The 19,529-nt window shown below is 42.4% G+C and carries 17 protein-coding genes; 10 read left to right on the top strand and 7 right to left on the bottom strand.

Annotated features, from left to right (window positions below):
* The first annotated feature begins 41 nt into the window (after positions 1 to 41).
* The 7 genes from AC04MN_RS04725 to AC04MN_RS04695 all read left to right on the top strand — a co-directional run bounded on the left by AC04MN_RS04725 (position 42) and on the right by AC04MN_RS04695 (position 8,655).
* Entirely contained in the window at positions 42 to 3,755 is a 3,714-nt protein-coding gene (locus AC04MN_RS04725; RefSeq protein ID WP_475382037.1) for an RHS repeat domain-containing protein, read from the top strand.
* A gap of 1 nt (position 3,756) precedes the next feature.
* Positions 3,757 to 4,149, top strand: a complete 393-nt coding sequence (locus AC04MN_RS04720) for a hypothetical protein (protein ID WP_475382036.1) — start codon at positions 3,757 to 3,759, stop codon at positions 4,147 to 4,149.
* Positions 4,150 to 4,591: 442 nt separating this feature from the next.
* Positions 4,592 to 4,834 carry a hypothetical protein gene (locus AC04MN_RS04715; protein ID WP_475382035.1) on the top strand — a complete coding sequence of 81 codons (243 nt, stop codon included), beginning with the start codon at positions 4,592 to 4,594 and terminating at the stop codon, positions 4,832 to 4,834.
* A gap of 321 nt (positions 4,835 to 5,155) precedes the next feature.
* Positions 5,156 to 6,670, top strand: coding sequence for a P-loop ATPase, Sll1717 family (locus tag AC04MN_RS04710; RefSeq protein WP_475382034.1), 1,515 nt, complete (start codon positions 5,156 to 5,158; stop codon positions 6,668 to 6,670).
* A 149-nt stretch (positions 6,671 to 6,819) separates the two neighbouring features.
* Complete coding sequence (locus tag AC04MN_RS04705; protein WP_475382033.1) at positions 6,820 to 7,287, top strand: RHS repeat-associated core domain-containing protein; 468 nt, start codon at positions 6,820 to 6,822, stop codon at positions 7,285 to 7,287.
* Positions 7,278 to 7,703, top strand: a complete 426-nt coding sequence (locus tag AC04MN_RS04700; protein WP_475382032.1) for a hypothetical protein — start codon at positions 7,278 to 7,280, stop codon at positions 7,701 to 7,703. The genes AC04MN_RS04705 and AC04MN_RS04700 overlap by 10 nt, the downstream gene beginning before the upstream one ends.
* 250 nt (positions 7,704 to 7,953) lie before the next feature.
* Positions 7,954 to 8,655, top strand: a complete 702-nt coding sequence (locus AC04MN_RS04695; RefSeq protein ID WP_475382031.1) for a GNAT family N-acetyltransferase — start codon at positions 7,954 to 7,956, stop codon at positions 8,653 to 8,655.
* A gap of 24 nt (positions 8,656 to 8,679) precedes the next feature.
* Here AC04MN_RS04695 and AC04MN_RS04690 read toward each other — a convergent pair whose 3' ends face one another.
* From AC04MN_RS04690 to galU, 5 genes are read right to left on the bottom strand one after another with little or no spacing between them, the layout of a single operon-like run.
* Positions 8,680 to 9,834 carry an NAD(P)-binding protein gene (locus tag AC04MN_RS04690; protein ID WP_475382030.1) on the bottom strand — a complete coding sequence of 385 codons (1,155 nt, stop codon included), beginning with the start codon at positions 9,832 to 9,834 and terminating at the stop codon, positions 8,680 to 8,682.
* 52 nt (positions 9,835 to 9,886) lie between these two features.
* Positions 9,887 to 10,720 carry a CFI-box-CTERM domain-containing protein gene (locus AC04MN_RS04685; protein ID WP_475382029.1) on the bottom strand — a complete coding sequence of 278 codons (834 nt, stop codon included), beginning with the start codon at positions 10,718 to 10,720 and terminating at the stop codon, positions 9,887 to 9,889.
* A 21-nt stretch (positions 10,721 to 10,741) separates the two neighbouring features.
* Positions 10,742 to 12,781 carry a replication restart helicase PriA gene (gene priA, locus AC04MN_RS04680; RefSeq protein ID WP_475382028.1) on the bottom strand — a complete coding sequence of 680 codons (2,040 nt, stop codon included), beginning with the start codon at positions 12,779 to 12,781 and terminating at the stop codon, positions 10,742 to 10,744.
* A complete protein-coding gene (locus AC04MN_RS04675; protein WP_475382027.1) occupies positions 12,778 to 13,626 on the bottom strand; it encodes a hypothetical protein in 849 nt (282 codons plus the stop codon). Before AC04MN_RS04675 ends, priA begins: the two co-directional genes overlap by 4 nt.
* Complete coding sequence (galU, locus tag AC04MN_RS04670) at positions 13,626 to 14,522, bottom strand: UTP--glucose-1-phosphate uridylyltransferase GalU (protein WP_475382026.1); 897 nt, start codon at positions 14,520 to 14,522, stop codon at positions 13,626 to 13,628. Before galU ends, AC04MN_RS04675 begins: the two co-directional genes overlap by 1 nt.
* Positions 14,523 to 14,650: 128 nt before the next feature.
* On the opposite strand from galU, the gene AC04MN_RS04665 reads away from it, so the two are divergent.
* Positions 14,651 to 15,955, top strand: a complete 1,305-nt coding sequence (locus AC04MN_RS04665; RefSeq protein WP_475382025.1) for a hypothetical protein — start codon at positions 14,651 to 14,653, stop codon at positions 15,953 to 15,955.
* 40 nt (positions 15,956 to 15,995) lie between these two features.
* Here the strand turns inward: AC04MN_RS04665 and AC04MN_RS04660 are convergent, their stop codons facing one another.
* Positions 15,996 to 17,081: a peptidoglycan DD-metalloendopeptidase family protein gene (locus AC04MN_RS04660; protein ID WP_475382024.1), complete on the bottom strand. Its 1,086-nt coding sequence runs from the start codon at positions 17,079 to 17,081 to the stop codon at positions 15,996 to 15,998.
* On the opposite strand from AC04MN_RS04660, the gene AC04MN_RS04655 reads away from it, so the two are divergent.
* On the top strand, positions 17,080 to 17,934 hold the full coding sequence (locus tag AC04MN_RS04655) for a hypothetical protein (RefSeq protein WP_475382023.1): 855 nt from the start codon (positions 17,080 to 17,082) through the stop codon (positions 17,932 to 17,934). The two genes, AC04MN_RS04660 and AC04MN_RS04655, sit on opposite strands and share 2 nt — an antisense overlap.
* Positions 17,935 to 17,971: 37 nt before the next feature.
* Complete coding sequence (locus AC04MN_RS04650) at positions 17,972 to 18,100, top strand: hypothetical protein (protein WP_475382022.1); 129 nt, start codon at positions 17,972 to 17,974, stop codon at positions 18,098 to 18,100.
* An 86-nt stretch (positions 18,101 to 18,186) separates the two neighbouring features.
* On the opposite strand, the gene AC04MN_RS04645 is transcribed toward AC04MN_RS04650, so the two are convergent.
* On the bottom strand, positions 18,187 to 19,434 hold the full coding sequence (locus AC04MN_RS04645; protein WP_475382021.1) for an energy transducer TonB: 1,248 nt from the start codon (positions 19,432 to 19,434) through the stop codon (positions 18,187 to 18,189).
* Positions 19,435 to 19,529 lie beyond the last annotated feature (95 nt).

The raw sequence follows: 19,529 nt of genomic DNA, 5'->3' as shown, positions 1-19,529 counted from the left end.
GTCAGTGTACAAGTGGTTCATCATCAAGCGCTGATAAGATAATGGATAATGGTTTTAAGGCTCGGCGTATTAATTGCAAAATAGACTATACTTATAGCTATAGCGATGGAACATCAACAGTAGAAAAAACTAGTGGCTCCTTCGATGTGGCCTATTGCGATATTGGAAGTTATGGATTGAAGAGCTATGCGCAACTTCAGTGTCCTATGCATAAATCAGGCTCTGTGATTTTTGCGGATGATCAGTTTTTTTACGAAGAGGTGCGATTTCCGTTTTCGAATAGGTCGCTTTTATACTCAAGTAAGTTGCAAAAGGAAAATTTAGCGGGACTGAAAGTAGATTTTACATTTGTAGGAGATGAAAAAAGGGAAAGCATTCTTTCCTACACATATGTACTAAAAAAAGGACAAACAGTCCTATCGAGCGGAACATACCAAAATGAATTTCCATCAAAAAAGTTGGTTTACTTTTGGGATAAGATTAATGCTAATGGTGTACCAAACTCAACATCTGAGGTCTTAACTTTATCTGTTACTGAGCACTTTCAGGCTGGGACCTTACAATCTGAAAACAAAATACCAGTTAGTCATCTAGATTCACGGAAGTTTGGTCTTAATGGATGGTTGCCAGAAGAATTCTATTTTTACGATGTTGAAGGTGAAACGGTATTTAGTTCCACTGGTGAGCAACATAAGATGTCTCTTGAATTTGTTCCTGGCTTGGGATTTGTATATCAACGTGGTGAGGGGATAGTCGTCTTTGATGGGCAGGGTCGTCATATTCAAACAAAAACTAATTTGAAGGGCTCTGTAATTGAGACGTATCAATATGCGGGAAATGGATATCTTAATAAAATCGTAGATTCCTTTGGACGAGAAATTGAATTCTTTAGAGATTCAAACGGCAATCTTAGTTATATAGCTTTTCCTTATGGAAATATCGTTAATTTGAGTATTGATTCATTATCGAATATTTCATCTCTCAGTTCGAATGGTCTTGTTGCTGAGATGACTTATTATCCTAACGCAGGTCTATTAAAGACATTTACCAATTTTTCAGGACGAACAAGTACATTTACTTATGATCAAGAAGGCAACCTAATTAAAGACGCGCATGTTGGTGGATTCTATACTCTTCTAGAGAAAATTAATCTATCAGATCCAAAGAATTCGAAAATTAAAATAAGTTCACCACTAGGGCGTGAAGAATACATCGAATCAATCAGGAACCCACAAGGAGAAACTAGTAAATCGGAAATTTTCAAATTTGGTGGAAGTAGTACTACAAATTATTCCTCAAATCAAAACGGATCAAACTTCAATAGATATTCATATTTAGGCAGCGAAAGTTGGACAAATACAGTTGATCCCAGATTTAATCGGGGGGTGCTGTTTAGATCATTCTCAACTGACATCATTGGAAGAGTTCATGCGCAGAGCAAATCATATCAATTAGCAAATAGTGCGGACCCTTTTTCTGTTTTAAGCGCTGTCGGCCAGATAACTATCGGAAGCAATGGGAGTATCACAACAAATTACGATGCGTCGACTAGTAGATTTACATCTACCAGTGGAATGGGGAAAGTTCAGTATGTGACGATTGATAATTATGAGCGGCCAACGATTGTACAGGTTGGCGCCTTAATGCCGATAAATCTCACATATACAAATGAACACCTGACGAATATTACTCAGGGTACACGAAGTACTCAGTTGGTGTATTCGCCGACGACGGGGTGGCTGAGTTCGGTGACGAATGCTTTGAGTGAAACTACCTTGTATGGATATGATTCGGTTGGAAGGCTGATCACTCAGGGGCTTCCTGATGGACGAGTCATTACTTATGGTCGAGATGCCATGGGAAATATTTCTAGCCTAACCCCAGCGGGGAGGCCGGCTCATGCGTTCACACTCAATGCTCATGAATTGCCAGAGTCGTATATTCCACCAAGCTTGAGCGCGCATCCGATCACTTCGACAAACTACGTATATAACGATGATAAGCAACTTACGCAGATCAACCGGCCGCAGGGGACATCAATTAATTTTAATTATAATTTAACGACGGGTTTGCTTGAAAATATCAATACTCCGCAAGGGGTGTATAATTACGAGTGGCAGTATGGAACTGATTTAGTTAGCAAAATCACGCGCCCAAGCGGCAAGGCAACCGGGTTAAACTATCAAGGACCTTATGTGGTGGGGTATGCCGAGTACGACGTAAACTCGAACCCAGTTCAGCAATACATGAAAACATTCGGAAGTGGTGGGCTTGTTGCTTCTGATGATGTTTACAACGAGCTAGGGAATAATTCTTTGATTAATTATACCTACAACAATGATGAAGACCTAGCGACAGCTGGCGATATGGCGCTAACGTATTCATATCCGAATGGGAAATTAAGTACTGTCACCATGGGGACAGGCTCTTCGGGATTCACTGACACATACACTTATAATACCTATGGTGAAGTCACGGGCTACTTGGCAAAGCGTGGGGCAACGACCTTGTATAACTTAACGTTGACACGGGATGCGCTTGGCAGAGTTCAAACAAAAACTCAAGTTATGAACTCTATCACTAAAGCTTACGAATACACTTTCGACAACTCAGCCCGATTGCAACAAGTGAAACTAGGAGGCGTAGTTCGGTCCACTTATGGTTATGACTCTAACAACAACCGCAATAGCGGCAGTGTTTACGGCACAACCACAACGGCAAGTTACGACAATCAAGACCGGGTGAATGCCTACAACACCAACACTTATGTTTACAATGCTAACGGCGAACTTCAGTCAAAAACCAATACGGTTCTAAATCAAACAACAAACTACACTTACGATTCGTTTGGTAATCTGACTCAGGTGAATCTTCCCAATGGAACTGTGATTGCGTACGAGATCGACTCTTTGAATCGTCGTATTGCAAAAAAAGTAAATGGCACGGTGACACGTCGTTGGATTTACATGGATCAATACAGAATCGCAGCAGAGCTTAATGCCGCAGGCACGATCACAAAGCGATTTGTGTATGGCTCTAAGGGGAATATCCCAGATTATGTGATCGCTTCAGGTGTGAAGTACCGTATGATCTCGGATCACTTGGGCTCACCAAGATTGGTGGTTCGTCAGTCCAATGGTTCAGTGTTAGCCAGAATGGATCACGATGAATTCGGAAGAGTTTTAGAAGACACCAATGTGGGTTACTTGCCCTTTGGATTTGCTGGTGGACTTTATGATCCTGACACGAAGCTTGTGAGATTCGGAGCGCGGGATTATGATCCTGAAGTTGGGCGATGGACGAGTAAGGATCCGATCTTGTTTAACGGTGGTGATACTAATTTGTATGGTTACACTTGGAACGATCCGATAAATTGGATTGATCCAATTGGATTAGAGGGGCGATGTGCAGATGACGGAGCATGCAATCCCTTAAGTCTAAACGGGATGCAGGGAGCTGGAGGCGGTGGCTCATCCTCCGGTAGCGGAACCGTTTACGTCGCGCCGAATGGCACGGCAGTTGTTGCCCAACCGGGCTCCACAGTCAGTGTGGCTAACAATGGAATGGGACTAAAAATACAAGCTCCTAACTCTATAGGCGGAGCGAATACCATTCGATTGATGGACCCAACGCCAAGATATCCGAATGGATATGCGCGAATTCAAAACTCAGGTGGACAATATACAGACATTTTCGGCAATCCTGTTGGCAAAAACGATCCAGCAGGTCATATTTGTCCTGTGGGAGGTAAGTAAAATGGCGAAATCCTTTTTAGAATCGCTAAATGCGCTATCCGGGCATTCGATAAAAAAAGTTGAAAATGTTGATGGTGCGACGGTCATTTACTTTTCCAATGACGATAAGATCTCAGGAGTCTATTGGCGTTTAATCGGTTTACCTGAAGAAAGGCTTAGTAGTTTTGACGATGGTCAGAACTACGGTCTTCCTGAAAAGATAAATGCAACAAAGAAGTTAGCGGATGCTGTCGTAGGTAAAAGTGCCTTCAGTGTGAAGTTCGATAGTGCATCGGGTGACTTGGAGATTGAGCTGTCCAGTAACTTTAAGATCCAAGTGTTTAATTTCTCAGGCAATGAGGTCTGGGAAGTAGAATTTCATGATGGAAGTGGACAGCTATCTAACTTTGTATGATTATTTCTGTGCCAACGATTCTTTTCCCTCCTGTAAATCCGTGTCTAGATCGTGTCAAAAAATTCAATAAAATTTGAATTTCTGGCAAGATAATGGATTGGATAAATTTCTGGTTAAACGTAAAGCCTGAACCTTTTTATTCTTTGAATCCACTGGGACAAACTATAAATCAAAACAATGCTTGTCAGGCATCGCATTAAAGGAAAGATATGAGTTTAGGTAAGTTAATTCTTGGTGGATTTGTCATTGCATCATGGGCTGCATTTGGTGCGTTATTTGGAAGTAAATATTTGGGACAAGATGAGATCTCAACCGGAGTCGGAACGGTCGTTGGGATAACGATAGGCATAACTATTTCGATACTCATTGATCGGTTGAGAGAAGGTAGTTCACGATACGCATCAACGTTAATTCAACTGCATTGGTGATATCTTATCCTCTTATGGGAAGAAATCTTGAGATCAAATATGAAGAAATAGATAGAGCAGAATTTAACGAACTTACTTTTGGTTTAACGTTGAAACTGAAATCTGGTGAAAAGTTAAATCTTGGATCGTCCATTTCCATTGTTAGCGGTCAATTCGACAACTTACAAGTCAATCCTACCGATCCCCAAGGTTCGCCTGGCGACCGATTTCAACTTGCTAAATTAATTAATTCTCGGCGATCAAATACCGGGAATTAATGTTTTAGGAAAGATTTTATCTCGTTTTAAGAATGGCCAATCCGTGGCCAGATGTTTACAAAAATTATAAAAATTCATGCTCAAACTTCATTCGGGTCTAAGGCCGCGCCTAATCCTTGCCTAGACGATTTCCTGAAAAGGGAACCACTCTCTAACATAAGCTAAGTCTTCATCTTGATTTTTTGAAATCTTGAGAAAGAAGAGTGCAGTCATAATTCGTGCAGATATTTGACGGATTTATCCAACTTTTTAGTCCTGCTTTTAAAAAAATACTTAAACATAAAAATATAATGTTGTTTACTAAAGAGCAGGAGATTTCGTATGAAACACTTGCCGCTTAAAGAAATCACATTCGGGAAAGTCGATGCTGAAACAGAAGTTACAATAGATCAGGGTAGATATTTCGATAGAGTTTATTTAGATCCATTTGACTGCCTTAAGCGAGTAAGAGAGGGAGAGTTTATTATTCATGGTAGAAAAGGCACCGGTAAGTCCGCATTTTCTTACTATTTGCAGAGACAAAGCTCGCCAAACTTATTTTCACACAAGCTTCATTACTCAATGAAAGAAGTTGAGCAGATTGTGCAGATGCCGGAATTAAATAATGCTAACGAGGCTCATGTCTTAGCGCTCTGGGAATGGATTTTTTTATGTGTAATGGGAAAGTTTGTTCTTGATGATCAGAGTATCAATTTAGGCAGTACTCACAGAGCAGAGTTCGATAGATTTTATAAAATTAATCAGGGCTATTGTTCACCGGGAGCATTAGAGCTTAAACAGCAAATTGCCAGTGAAAAGAACGAAATAAGAATAGCGGCGCTGAACCGGTTACTTCAGGCAAAAGGGATTACCGAGATTGAAGCCACGAATGGTAAAGCTCATTTTATGAAACTTCTTGGGCCGTTAAAAGAGCTTCTTGCAACAGTGCTGCAAAGTAGCTTTCGTGACAAGGCGAATGAGTACTTCATCGTGATAGATAATTTAGATCATGGTTATACCGGAAGCAAAATACAGAAAATGGCAATTATAGCTTTGTTGAGGTCGGCGAAAGGTTTATTTACAAGGTTTCACGAAATGGGCGTAAGACTTTTTCCGGTTATTTTGATTAGGACCGACATGTTGGTCGACCTCATGTATGAGGCTGATACTAATAAAATGCTACATGCGAATAGTCTCAAATTAAATTGGTATGATCATGACATGTATGTCGACGACGAAAAAAAAGTGCCATTAAGAAATTTAATTGCTTCAAGAGTAGAGTATTCCTATGCGCAAAAGGGTCAGAGTCTGTCTCAAGGTGGGTGGGAGGTATTATTTCGAGATTGGGATGCTGAGAAAAATAGTTTTAAGTATTTAGTTGATAAGACCTTATATAGGCCTAGAGATCTTATATATTTATTTGACTGTTTAAAGGAAAAGTATGGCGATAGAAATTACATATCTAAGGATATGGTCGACAATATTTCATCGGCTTTCGGTGAGTACATGATTGGTGAGTGGAAGAATGAGCTATCGGCTCATTATACTTCTGATCAAATTGAAAATTTATTTGAATCTTTGAAGCAATTTTGTGATCGGCAGTTTTTTGGATATAAGGACTTTAGCTCGATTTCATTAAAATCACAAGCACTTAACCACAAGCAACTACTTGAAGTAGCCTATGATTTTGGTCTTGTATGTATTTATCTCCTTAAAGATGGAAGGCCATTTTATGTTTGGTCACATCGTCCGCCGAAGGAAGAAGAGCTTGAAAGCATAGATGAGAGTTCAGAATTTTCAATTCATTATTCCTTTAGGGATCATTTTAAGTCCAAAAGAAGACGATTATTTGGTTAGATTATTAAATTGATAGGGCAGCAAGTTTTAATAAAATTAATATTTTAATGGCCACTTTGTGGCCAAAAATTTCACAAAATTCTCGAAATTCAGCAACAAGTATCCATTGATAAGTTTAAAAAAAGTAGCGATTTCCCTCTGTAATTTAGTTGAATGAGAATAACTCTGCGATTTGCGGGATCTTTGACAGTCATTATGATCCAGAGATCGGTAGATGGACAAGTAAGGATCCGATTTTGTTTGGTGGTGGCGATACTAATTTGTATGGGTATGTGATGAATGATCCGGTGAATTTAATTGATCCCACTGGTCTTTATTGGTTTCGACAGGATTGGCAGGAGCGAGGTGCTGTTGGGCGGCCGGATTCAATTGTGCCTCCAGCATCAGCTGGTGGTCAGATCAGTGACTTTATCGAGAGACATGTGCCAGCAGGTTATACATTTGGTCAGAATCATGATGCATTTGCAGATTTGGCAACTGGGCTGGGTGTGCCAGATGCGATAGCTAATATTCCATCAATGATTCCATTGTATGGCTACTCATTAGGTCAAGAAGTGTTAAGATCAATAGGAATTGTAAATCAACCTGCAATGCCACGGGGGCCGATGTGCAGATAATAATTAAAGCAAATCTCATTCTCATTTTGTCTTTGTTTTTCGGTAGGGCCTACGCAGAAGACCTTCGATCTGGTCAAAAATACAAAATCACTAGGCCGATCTATTTGGCTGCTTGGTATAAGAGTCTTGAAAACAAAAAAATCAACAGAGATGCTGCGGATGCATATTTAGCTGTTTCAAAAAACGCCGATAGACCATACATAGGATTTCAAACCGTAGTTCCTATTGGGACAGTCATGACTATTGTAGGTCGTGCTCCCAAGGCTTGGTATCTTTACTTCCAGGGCGATTACTACGTCGTTAAATTAGACCCGGACTTGTCGCAAGGGCTTGATGTTAAAATCCAGCTTGATCGGGGAATTGAAGGTAGTTTGGATGGATTGAATCCAGAAATATTTAGTCGGATTCAAGATTAAATCAGACAACGAACTACACTTACGATTCGTTCGGTAATCTGACTCAGGTGAATCTTCCCAATGGAACTGTGATTGCTTACGAGATCGACTCTTTGAATCGTCGTATTGCAAAAAAAAGTAAATGGCACGATCACAAAACGTTTTGTGTATGGCTCTAAGGGGACTTAACTTTCTGCCGACTTACCTCACAATACCGTTGATATTGGGATTTGATTGTTTGATGTTGCAAAGTGAATTATAAGCTTTCCATATGAATGATAATATCTTGAAGATTTGGTTTGATTATTTTGATGAAGGTTCGGTTTTGGTGGTGGACCTTCCGCAGTTAAAGATTTGGAAAACTCCAAACACTGCGAAATTGGAAATTTCTTGGGTGAATTTGTTTGATGTTGATTACGTCAAAATGACCGATAAGCATTGGAATGCATTCGAATCTGAATTTTCACTTAATAGCGAAGGATTTAGAAAGTATACGGAATCCATTTCATTTCGCTGGAATCCCGCTGATTTAATCTATTATCAACTTAATGCAGCCTCAGAAGCCAATTCCCGGCTCGGCTCGATGACGGCGCGGCGATTGTCGTTAGTTGATCAGGATGCTTTTGATAAAATGACAGCTTTATGTTCAGAAGAAGATCTTGATGCCGGTTTCGTTGAATTAGACCACCCCATCGTCGTGGGCGCTTTTGAAGGCGAAACGATGATTTCAAGAGCTAGCGCCTATCCTTTTTTAGACTCTGATGTGATTGCAGATATTGGTTATGTCTCTGCACCGGCAGCGCGGGGAAAGGGTGCCGCTTCATTGTGTGTCAGCTATCTTTGCCAAGTTTTGCACTCCCAAGGGAAAATTCCCCAAATTCGAGTTCAGCAAGAATTAGTTGGCTCTATCAAAGTGGCCGAACGAGCAGGATTTAAGCTGGTTGGTAGTTGGAAGTACGACTATCAAAAATAAAAAAGGCTCCTTGCGGAGCCTTTTTTACATAGTGACTTCTGATTGATTTTCCAAGTTTTGATCTTGAATATGATGATCCAGAACTTGGTGTTCGACAGTGAAGCCTAAAGAATTCACAATCAATTCGGCCTGAAGAAGCGCGCCAACTAAGTTCTTCTGAGCATTCAATGTCGGTGAAGCAATCCAAAGATTTTCCATGCTTGGCAAAGTTTGATTTGCACTTAGCTTCAGATCCCCGTTACCGCCGATCATTGGATTTACGATAATACGTTCGTGAACGATGTTCTCTAAAGCTTCAGGATAAGCGCGCTTAATTTGACGCTTGATCTTTTTTAAAGCCAAACCAACAACTTCAGAGTCCTCGGTTTCAACATCTTCCATGAACGTGATCCACTGAGACGCTTGCAGAGTCTTGCCATCTTCCGTAGTTACTGCAGGTAAAAATTGACCTGCGCAGGGGCCGATCTCATCCTGAGTGGTTCCATTTAGAACATGCACAGTTGGATTTTCCGTAACAAGATGGCTGTGGCAAATGTCTACGCCTATAGATGTCCAATAAGTTTCTTTAGACAACTTCGTACGAGCCCGCATAGGAATTGCGTCTTCAGGTAACAACAAAGCCAAGGACTTTGTAGGGCCTGTATAGATAATATTTTGGGCTAGTAAAGTTTTTGAACCGTTGATTGTCAATGAGACCGCACGGTCGCCTTCCATATTGATTTTTGTCACATACGAGCGAGCAAGCACATCGCCTTGGAATTTTTCGGCCAATAAAGCAGGCCATTGCCATGGTTGAAGATTCAATTCATAACGATCGGCGCATGTGAAATAACCAAGTTCTTCCCAAAATGCAGGGGGATTTGCGCCAAAGCCAACGAAAGGCTTTAGCTGGCCAGATTCGTATGTCACAGGGGCCGCTTCAAGAGTGCCCTTCATGATTTTCATGCCTAAAAGGTTTTCTAAAAAAGAAAGTGCCTTTTCGCCCGCGTTGGTCGCAGGGATAAACCGAATACCATTGTTCATTTTGCCAGTTGGAAATTGAGCAGAGCGATTCACTCCGCCAATAAAGTCGGCGCCATCAATCAATGCGATGTTTTTGGTTTCACGGCTAAGTGCTGCCGCAATCGATAATCCCGTTAATCCACTTCCAATAATTGCATAGTCGTATACGTGTGCCATACTATGACAATCCATCAGGACCTAGGTCCTTTGCAAGCCCAAAACGGACTCTTTAGCTAACGCATTTAATCAACATGCGAAGGAGGGTGCGAACGGGAGCCTTCAACACGGGTAAGATGTCTAAAACCCGCGCCAAATAAGGGGAATATCGGTAGTAAATTCGAATAAAGGATCTGCCTGCTGAAGTTTTGCGCAGTTTGTGGTCCCGGTAAAAACGCAAAATTTGCACTTCGGTTGCAAAGGGGTCCTCAAATGCCGCTGTTGCGATAAAGCAGCGCGGACGTTCTTCCCCAGACAGCTTGATAAAGTTCTTTATAATCTGCGGATTCTTCGCATTACGCGCGAAACTCTCGGCCTTTTTCATGATGTCTGGATAAATCGGAGTGAAGCGAATAAAAACAGCCAGCTGCTTTGCCGCTTTCACCATACGATCGTGGTATTTGTCATGAGTATCGTAGATTCTTAATAGATCCCAATACACCGATGCCACCATCGTTAATTCTGAAGTTCTTTGGGTCTCTTTAAAAAGTTCTGGTGTGAGTGTTTCACCCTTTTTCACTTCAAAGACGATCTCTAATATTTTCAGATATTTTTCATAAGCCACAGCGGCTTCGGAAAACATTTTTTGTGACATACAAGCACGAGCCTGCTTAATCAATCCGACTCGGCTTTTCCACATATTGATTCGATGCTGCTCTTTTGCCCGCTCTTGCGCCATCAAGACGCCGCCACTGCTGGTGGCGACGAATTTTTTTAGATCAGATATACAACCAGCGCAAATCTGTCCTGGCAATTGTTCTCCGGTCGCCTCAACACGCATTTTGAGGTCGCCTTCGGGAACATGCAATTCAGTGACAGAAAGTCCGCAGCGCGGGCATGATATCATCTTATCTAAAACTCCTTCGATCTATAATAGATTCATCGGATCCACATCCACCGATATTTTTACTCCGGCGGGGATCCACTCTTCATCGCCCAATAACGTTCGACAAAAGTTGTTCATCGCTTGGGGATTTAAAGCCTTCACTAAGAAATGATACCTGAATTGATTGCGAAGTCTCGCAAGTGCTGCTTCAGCTGGACCCAAAAGCTCAATTTCTTTATAGATTGCCTGGTGTTGCTCTTTTAAAGCTTGAGCCCGTCTAGATAAAAGTCGAGCCGCCTCTTCAACCTTGTTTTGATGAATACCCTGAATGCGAAAACTGGCCAGCTTACCCACAGGAGGATAGTTTAGCGCCGATCGCATATTTAATTCATGCTCTGCAAAGGCCACAAAATCATGAGTTTGTGCAAATCGAATCGAGTCATGCTCTTTGTTGAAAGTCTGAACAATAACGTATCCAGGATTTTCGCCTTCTTTAACGTGTCGTCCACTGCGACCGCTCATTTGAGTAATCAATTGAAAACTTCGTTCGGTCGCGCGAAAGTCGGGTAAGTTAAATCCTACATCCGCAAGCACTAAGCCTACCAATTTTAATTTTGGAAAATCCAATCCCTTGGCAATCATTTGAGTGCCAACCAAAATATCAACTTCGCCGCTCTCCATTCCTGAAATAAGTTCTTCTAGGTCGGCCCGATTTTGAATTTCGTCGCGATCAGCGCGCGCAATTTTTTTATCAGGAAACAAAATAGCTAGATCGCGTTCAATCATTTCGGTGCCAAGTCCGATGGATTCGAGCTCTCCTTCTTTGCAGTCCGGGCACTTCTTTTTTAGATTTTCGTGGTAGTCGCAATAATGACAAACCAAGTGCGAGTGCCCATGCAAAGTCAAATTGATGTCACAGTTTGGGCATTCTACGGTGTAACCACAAGAAGGACATAGAACCGTTTGAGCAATCCCACGTCGATTCAAGAATAAAGCGACTTGATCTTTTTGCTCTAAAATCTCGTTCATCTTTTCGAATAGTTGGGGACTCATCCAAAATGGAATGTGGGCGTATTTGTAAGTCACAAGTTTTTGAATATCGTCATCAGCTTTGTTTTGTCGAAGATCGATAACTTCCATCGTTGGCATCGAGCGATTCGCGACGCGGTTTTTCAAGGTGTGAAGCTTGTATTTTCCATCGACGGCGTTTTTCCAAGTTTCTAGAGAGGGCGTTGCAGAGCCAAGAACAACAGGGCAGTTGGAAAGCTTCCCTAAAACAATCGATGCGTCTCGGCCGTTGTATTTTAGTTTTTCTTCCTGTTTGAAGCTAGGCTCGTGCTCTTCGTCGACAATGATAAGTCCTAGATTGGGGATAGGGCAAAATAAGGCCGAGCGAGCCCCAATTAAAATCGACTTCTTACCGCTAACAATATCCCACCATTGATTGGTGCGTTCGCGATCTGTTAATTGTGAATGAATAGCGGCAATTTTATCGCCGAATCTTTTTGCGAAGCGATTTACTAACTGAGGTGTTAAAGAAATTTCAGGAACCAAAACTAAACCGGTTTTACCCTCGGCTAAAATCTTATCAAGCAGTCTTAGATAAACTTCAGTTTTTCCGGACCCTGTGACCCCAAATACCAGGTGGGTTGAAAAGTCCGACTCTGCAGCGATGGCTTTAAAAGTCTGCTCTTGTTCAATTGTCAATTCAGGTGGAGTCTCTAGTTCAAATTGTGGAATAACTGGGGGGCGAGAGCTTTTGCGAGTTTTATCTGTCCTACGCAGAGGAGGATAAGCTGACTGCATGACCTGGCCCGGAGGATGAATATAATATTGCGCCAACCATTCAAGCCATTTAACAAAATGATCTTGTAAAATGGGATATTCTTCGTCAATGGAGGATATGTTCTTTAACTCGAAATCAGGTTTAGTTGCTGTGGTCCCTAATACAACGCCCTTTACATTTCGGCGTCCCAATGGAACATCGACAACCATTCCTCGTTGCAATGGTAAATCAGAAACATAGGTCAGGGCCTCTCGAAGAGGCGCATCGACTGCGACCCTCCACAGAGAACCGGTCATCTGAACCTCGTGTAGAACTCGGAAATTATTGTCGTGTTTTCATCTTTGGAAAGGGCGGCAAAATCATTTGTAATCTCTAAAGCCGATGACTTAAAAGCCGCAGCTGTTAGGTTCTTCTTGATATCCAGACTGGTGACTTTAACTGTTACCTTATGCTCTCCCCAAGAAATTGTACGAGTTTTTGGAAACCAAAGACCCTTAGGAAAGCTGGCATAGTCTGAAGCCTCAATTGTTGCGCCCGCATGAAAGCGAATTTTGCGAATGACAAAAGCATCTTGTTCAATCCAAACGCCCGGATTTAGATTTTCAGTGTCAGATGGAGTTGGACTACCAAAAACGTAATTAATGACGCCACCACTGCGGCCATAACGAACAAAGGATTCAGTTTCGTGCTTTATGTCTGAGGTCTTCGCCGGAAGAGCCTTTGCTAACAGGATTCCGTCTGGAGCGACTTTATTTTGTTTAAGAAAATAAGCCATAGCTTCTGACGTTCTAAAATGAAAAGGCCTTTCAGCAAACTCGGGTTCGATGGTCTTACCAGTCTTTCCGCTGGGCTGAAGCTGCATGCGCTGACCGTCGTTGTAAATAAACTGAAGACTGATAGGATTTTTCGGATCCCGCGACTGTACCGTGACCTTCATGCTGGAATCATCCAGCACTTGCCAAGTTTCTTTTAGGACAATCTTGCTGTCTCCATGTTCAAAAATCACATCTTGTTCGATCTGATAGGGGCTGCTGCCATGGTTCTCGACTGTTTTTTGAACTATTGTTCGCGCGGGAATGATCCAAGCACTTGCCGTATTCAAGAAAAACAAAATAGGAAGAATCAAAAGTCCTGAACGCATTAATATTCCCCTTTGTTGATTTTGTTTACTAGTTCAAAAAGGTAAGTGCGAAGACCTTCGTTGACTTCTGGATTACGAAGAGCAAGTTCGATATTTGCTTGAAGATATCCAAGTTTATCACCAGCATCAAAGCGCACTGCTGAAAAGGTCATTGCATTGATGCCTGCTTGATGACACAAAACCTTCATAGAATCCGTCAGTTGAATTTCACCATTTAAAGACGGCTTGGCATTAGCCAAAAGGTCCATGATTTTAGAGTTGAAAACATAACGTCCTGGCAGAGCCCAGCGACTTGAAGTTTCCGTTGGCTTAGGTTTTTCAACCAAATCCGTGACTTTAAAAAATCCAGGTCGCAGCTCTTGCACTTCGGCGATCCCATATTTAGAAACATCTTTTTCTGGAACTTTCATAATGGCGATAGCCGAGGTGCCAGTTTCTTCGAAAGACTCAACTAGCTGAGCCGTCACGTTCGGTTCTCCGTGGAAGCCCATTGTAATTTCATCGCCCAATAAAACAGCGAAAGGCTCTTTGCCAACCACCGGAAGGCCTGAGAGGACGGCATGACCCAAACCCAAAGCCTGTTTTTGTCTAATTGAAATAATATTAGCTTGATCTCGGATTTTAGAAAGACGCTCTAGAAGGTGGAGCTTTCCGTCTTTGGCTAGTTTGTCTTCAAGCTCGTAGGAAGTATCGAAAAAATCTTCGATCGCATGTTTACCACGTCCGGCAATAAGTACGATGTCTTCGATGCCTGCTTTAACGGCCTCTTCAACAACATATAGGATGATCGGAGCATCGACGATCGTCAGCATTTCTTTTGGAACAGTTTTAGTGGCAGGTAGAAACCGAGTGCCTAGACCCGCAGCTGGAATAATGGCTTTTTTTACTTTTGACATGAGTCTATTAATCCCAAACGTTTCACTCTGAGACAAGGAAAAACAAAGGGTGTCTTACACTGAGATAGACATAATTTTTTTCAAGAATGTGACGATATGTATGTTAGTCTGTAATCCGGGGGAAGTTCATGGACTTTAAGAAGCCAAATGCTCACTTTAGTCTGGCAAGACGAGTCGGTGGAAGCGCCATTTTGTTGGCTCTGCTAGTGACGTCATTCCAGAATTGTGGAAAAGCCGGATTTGATTCCGAGATGGGCCAAAGCGTCTTGGACAGTGCCTCGTCTTCAGCGAACCAAAATCTTCTCACAAAATATGGACAGCTTTATGGACCGAAGGTTCAAGCTATTCCTTTTGCTTTCGATGTAGAAGTCGATCAAATCACATACAATTCGTGTAATGGATCAAGCTATCAAAAAAAGCCAGGCGCTTTTACTTTTAAAGTTGGTGCTTATAAGGCCACTAGTGGGTTGAAGCTTCGTCAGACGTATCACGATTACATTACGAACAATTTTAAACCTGTCTATCCAAATACAGTGGTTACCGAAGCAGAAAAGAAAGCCTATTTGTATGATTCTCCAAACAATCAGGGCGTCACGCTCCAGTTTGCTTGGCGAAACTACGCTCAACCTTACTGGGTGCGAAACTCTTCTTCGCCGAAAGCGACAGTGGATTATGTAGACTACGGATTGGCAGCTACCGATGATCGTATTTTAACTCCGCTCTTTAAGAGTTCAGTGGCTAGCTTCTTTGGTTTAGCTCCAGAGGTTCAACAACGTACTTTAGAATATTCCATCTTCTATAATCAAAGTGAAGCTTGGGCCGATTGGTTTAGAAGGGATATGACATCTGCAGGAAATGATGGTCAGCGCGGTATCCTTGCTTTGACTTTTAAAAAGCCAAGCGGCGAAGCTTTTGAACCTGCGGCACCAACGGCAAACGATCCAAAAGTGGCATACGGTCGCGGCTTTACCTTTATCTTTGGTAAGCATGGCAGTGCTCCGGCATTAAACAATCCGGAAAACGTGTTAACGGGTGTGTCAGAGGTTAATTTAGAAACTTCAGCAAAAGCTCCGATCACTGGCTCGTGGTCATGTCCTTCAACATTGCGACTTCTGATTGTTCGTCCGAAAGATGCGGCGACGGCGTGTCCTGCTCCGTCATTTGCAAGTCTTTCGAATTCGACGATTCGCGATCGTTTGAAAATCTTAAGAAGACATCTACCTGCCAGTCAGTGGGATGTAAACCCAGAGCTGAACTGTGCTGTGCCGAAGAACTTTGATTGCTATTCGACAGATCAATACAATGGTGGATTGGTGCCCGTCGAGTACAATCCTGCCAATGAATGCTTCGAAAACATTCCGGATAAAGTCTATACAAGCGGAACTCCGCCAGTGCCAGTGTGTGCGCAATATATCTCGGTGTGTGTGAAGTAATCTGATTTTAAAATGTATTTATACTTTAATAAAAGACCACTTAGTTTGCAGCTAAGTGGTTTTCTAGTTTGTTCTTTGCGAAAACGGGATAAGGGTTGATGTAATTAATGGGATTAACCATGCGGCCCTTAAGGCGAAGGGCAAAATGTAAATGCGCTTTCGTACAATAGCCTGTGCAGCCAATCGTTCCAATCTTTTGTCCACCGGAAACTCGCATTCCAATCCTTAGATTTCGATTGATCGATTGCATGTGGTTGTACGATGATTCGTGACCACCTGGATGCAAAATGACGACGTAGTTTCCTGCGGCGTGGTGATATCCATAACGAACGATTGTTCCTGATTTTGCGGCGTAAACGGGCTCGCCAATGGGAAGTTCGAAGTCAACACCAAGATGTGGTTGAACACGTTTCGTAATTGGGTGTCGGCGATTAGGCTGAAATTGGCTCGAGATTCTTAAATAATCAACAGGGGCATAAAAGGGTCGCTTTAATTCAAGATCCTTTTCATTGATGAAGATTCCGCCGCGGCCTATTTTTACGAATGATTTTTCATTTTGGCGCCCTTGATTGCTAATTTTGGTCTCTAGCACTTCGCCAAATTTAACAAACTTGCCATCGATATATTTTTTTTCAAGGACAAGATTGAAGTGTGCACCTCTTTGAACGCTTAAATTTCGGTCCGCTCCTAAAGAATAAGCATCCACAAATCGAGATGCCACCCAGTGAGAGTTCGTTTTTTCAAAAATGGAAGCATAGACAGATCCCGAAACTTTACCCGATAAACGTTTTCGTTGAATTTGAAATTGAGGCGTGAATTCAGTCGCATTGAATTTACTGCCATTGCGGTAGACCAACCATCCACGATGGGCCAAAGCATCGAAAAATTTAATTTCGACGATCTTTCCCGCTTTTGATAGCAGAAAATTCATATCAGTGGTTAGAGTCGCATGTCGAATATTTGGAATCTTGCGCAGAATGCTTTGACGCTGATATTCGCTAAATCCATATCTGCGCATGAGGGATAGTACGTTGTCGCCAGTTTGTATTTTGACGCTGCTAAAGTTGCTAGCAAAGGCGGTCGCTCCTTGATAGCTTAGAAGAAATAATAGGAGATATTTGATCATGGCACTCGTCCCTAAGTTTAAAATGCAGCTTCCTGCCGCACTGATCTTTTATTCACTGGTCTATTTTACATCGAGCTTCGGATACGCCAAAACTTATTCGCCAGCCTCAGCCGTTGGAGCAGGTGGAACTGGACGAGCGGCGGTGGGTCCTGGCGAGGCCATCTTCATGAATTCCGCAGCCATCCCGCATTTGGTCGGGAGGCATTTATTTTTTTCTGGCACAAATGATGTTCGAGTTTACGCGATTTCGGACAACACGAAAGAGTCCTTATTGCCTGGTGCTTTAAGTTGGATTTCTTTGGATAATAAATCTGATGATTCGAAATCTGGTATATTGTCTTTGTCTTTGGCAGAGTTCGTTGCGGGTAGATTGTCGTTTGGTCTTACTGGAAAATACTACGAACTTAAAACAGACTCTGGAACTAGATACACTCAAAGCAATGCTGATCTAGGTATGTTGTGGGCGATTACTCAGTCGCTAGGTTTTGGAGTTGTTCAATCCAATCTATTATCTGCACCTAAAAACTTTCCGACAGCCCATAAACTGAAGCCTCAGACCTCGCTGGGTTTGACCTATGTTTATCAGGAATTTGCCAGATTTAAGGTCGATTGGCAGACCGGCGAGGGGCACCTTGGAACTAAACCCGAATACGGCTTTGGAATTGAGACCTTTTTTAACGAATGGAGTGTTTTTAAAATTGGTCGCAGAATTGTCCAAAAAGACGAAAAAACCTATAATTCCATTGGCTTAGGCTTTCATGGGCCGGTTTTTTACGTTGACTGGGCCTACGAGGTGGACGCTTCGATGTCTAGAAATCACGCACATTTCGTTGACTTGGGTATGCCCTTTTGATAACTAACGTGTCTGATTTTAAAAACCAGGGGGAAACATGGCTTCCAAAACAAAAAGAACTGAAACAGTCCGCGCACGCAAGGTAGCTACTCGTGGTACAAAACGTAAAGCTTCTCTTCGCACAAAGGGCTCTACTAAATCTGCTAAAGAACTTTTCAAAGACTAATTAGCAGCAGAGTTTTTTGTTAATTTAAAAATTAAAAAGCCTTTGGTTTTCCAAAGGCTTTTTGCTTTTGCTTAATTTGTTGAACTCTATCGCATTGCGCTTCGAGTTCTTAGGGTTCCGCCAATCGCTTTAGCCCCACCTTTTAAGGTCCAACCAAATGGAAGCTCAACCCAGCCTTCTTGGCCTGGATAGAATCTCCATTTTTTAAGAGCGGTCAAAGTTTTAGAGTCTAAATTTGCATATCCTGTCGTCGATACTTGTTTGAATTTATTTAAAAATCCATTTTTATCAACGTAAGCATAAAAAACGATATTCCCTTGATGACCATTCAAACGTTCATCTGTCGAGTACTGTGGAATTGGGTTTCCAGGCATTTGACGAAGCTGCTCGAGTTTACGAATTCCATTTGGTGTTCCTGCTAGCATTGTTGATGGGGCGTTGGCGCCGTTATTTCCAGCGCCCATTCCATTAGTTTGGCCTCCGCCTGCTCCTTGACCTTGTCCGGTTCCGTTTCTTGCGGCTTGTGCGCGGGCTGCTGCTGCAGCTGCGGCAGCGCGAGCGGCGGCTTTTTCCGCGGCAAGTGCCGAAGCGATGCCTTCATAATCTTTAGCTCTGCGGGCTTTGTTCGCAGCTAAAAATGCCTGAGTATTTTTATTGGTCTCGTCAGCCAGCGAATTTAAAAACTCGTCACCTTCTTGGGCGGCTTCATCGGCCGCAGAGTTAAGTTGTGAAGCTATTGCTTTTACTTTGGCTTTTTGTTGATGATCTACTTTATTGAAGTCGTTACCGAAATCATCATCAATACCGCGCACGACTTGATTTTTTTCGATAAGGGCTTCATCCAGCTCTGGAGCGTCGATGTCATCGATACTTGCGGCAACAGCAACCACTGGGGCTGCTTTAGGAGCCATAGAGCTTAACTTGCTAGATTTTGCCGAGGCAGGAACTGCGGCTTTTGCAGATTTAATTTTGCCAGCAGGTTTAGTAACAACGATGTCATCGTTGCCGGCTAATTCGTTTCCACCTTTGACTGGTGCTGTTGGCATTTCTGCTACAGGAATATTTGACGGAGACCCCCCGCGAGTTGCGGCGACCGCAGCGCCTTTTGCAATCGGAGTGGCTTCGCTTTCAATTTCAATAGTGACTGTTTCGACTTCAGCTTTTTCAATGAGAGGTGCCGAGATCAGTGCTGTTGCTAATAGCATCGCTATATGGACAACGGTCGACATTGCATAGAAACGTTGGGAAGAAGCTTCGGGCACTTCATGGTGGGCCCACATGACGGCACTTCCCGTATCTAGCTTCGAGTTTTCAGGTCTTAGTTCAAATCCCATACGCACTCCTAACGGATTCTTTTGACGGAATAATATCGTTTGGGAATAGTACAAAAATGGGGCCAAAGTTAGTTTATTGAATATTCAATGATTTC

The organism is Bdellovibrio sp. ZFWA1 (assembly GCF_056175665.1).
The sequence above is the reverse complement of the archived record's forward strand: the minus strand, read 5'-3'. Positions and strand labels throughout refer to the sequence as shown.

What these genes read in the sequence shown, in the direction of transcription:
- AC04MN_RS04725 (WP_475382037.1), top strand. Translation starts at nt 42, where the DNA reads ATGGATAATGGTTTTAAGGCTCGGCGTATTAATTGCAAAATAGACTAT.
- AC04MN_RS04720 (WP_475382036.1), top strand. Translation starts at nt 3,757, where the DNA reads ATGGCGAAATCCTTTTTAGAATCGCTAAATGCGCTATCCGGGCATTCG.
- AC04MN_RS04715 (WP_475382035.1), top strand. Translation starts at nt 4,592, where the DNA reads ATGGGAAGAAATCTTGAGATCAAATATGAAGAAATAGATAGAGCAGAA.
- AC04MN_RS04710 (WP_475382034.1), top strand. Translation starts at nt 5,156, where the DNA reads ATGAAACACTTGCCGCTTAAAGAAATCACATTCGGGAAAGTCGATGCT.
- AC04MN_RS04695 (WP_475382031.1), top strand. Translation starts at nt 7,954, where the DNA reads ATGAATGATAATATCTTGAAGATTTGGTTTGATTATTTTGATGAAGGT.
- AC04MN_RS04690 (WP_475382030.1), bottom strand. Translation starts at nt 9,834, where the DNA reads ATGGCACACGTATACGACTATGCAATTATTGGAAGTGGATTAACGGGA.
- AC04MN_RS04685 (WP_475382029.1), bottom strand. Translation starts at nt 10,720, where the DNA reads ATGATATCATGCCCGCGCTGCGGACTTTCTGTCACTGAATTGCATGTT.
- priA (WP_475382028.1), bottom strand. Translation starts at nt 12,781, where the DNA reads ATGACCGGTTCTCTGTGGAGGGTCGCAGTCGATGCGCCTCTTCGAGAG.
- AC04MN_RS04675 (WP_475382027.1), bottom strand. Translation starts at nt 13,626, where the DNA reads ATGCGTTCAGGACTTTTGATTCTTCCTATTTTGTTTTTCTTGAATACG.
- galU (WP_475382026.1), bottom strand. Translation starts at nt 14,522, where the DNA reads ATGTCAAAAGTAAAAAAAGCCATTATTCCAGCTGCGGGTCTAGGCACT.
- AC04MN_RS04665 (WP_475382025.1), top strand. Translation starts at nt 14,651, where the DNA reads ATGGACTTTAAGAAGCCAAATGCTCACTTTAGTCTGGCAAGACGAGTC.
- AC04MN_RS04655 (WP_475382023.1), top strand. Translation starts at nt 17,080, where the DNA reads ATGGCACTCGTCCCTAAGTTTAAAATGCAGCTTCCTGCCGCACTGATC.
- AC04MN_RS04660 (WP_475382024.1), bottom strand. Translation starts at nt 17,081, where the DNA reads ATGATCAAATATCTCCTATTATTTCTTCTAAGCTATCAAGGAGCGACC.
- AC04MN_RS04650 (WP_475382022.1), top strand. Translation starts at nt 17,972, where the DNA reads ATGGCTTCCAAAACAAAAAGAACTGAAACAGTCCGCGCACGCAAGGTA.
- AC04MN_RS04645 (WP_475382021.1), bottom strand. Translation starts at nt 19,434, where the DNA reads ATGGGATTTGAACTAAGACCTGAAAACTCGAAGCTAGATACGGGAAGT.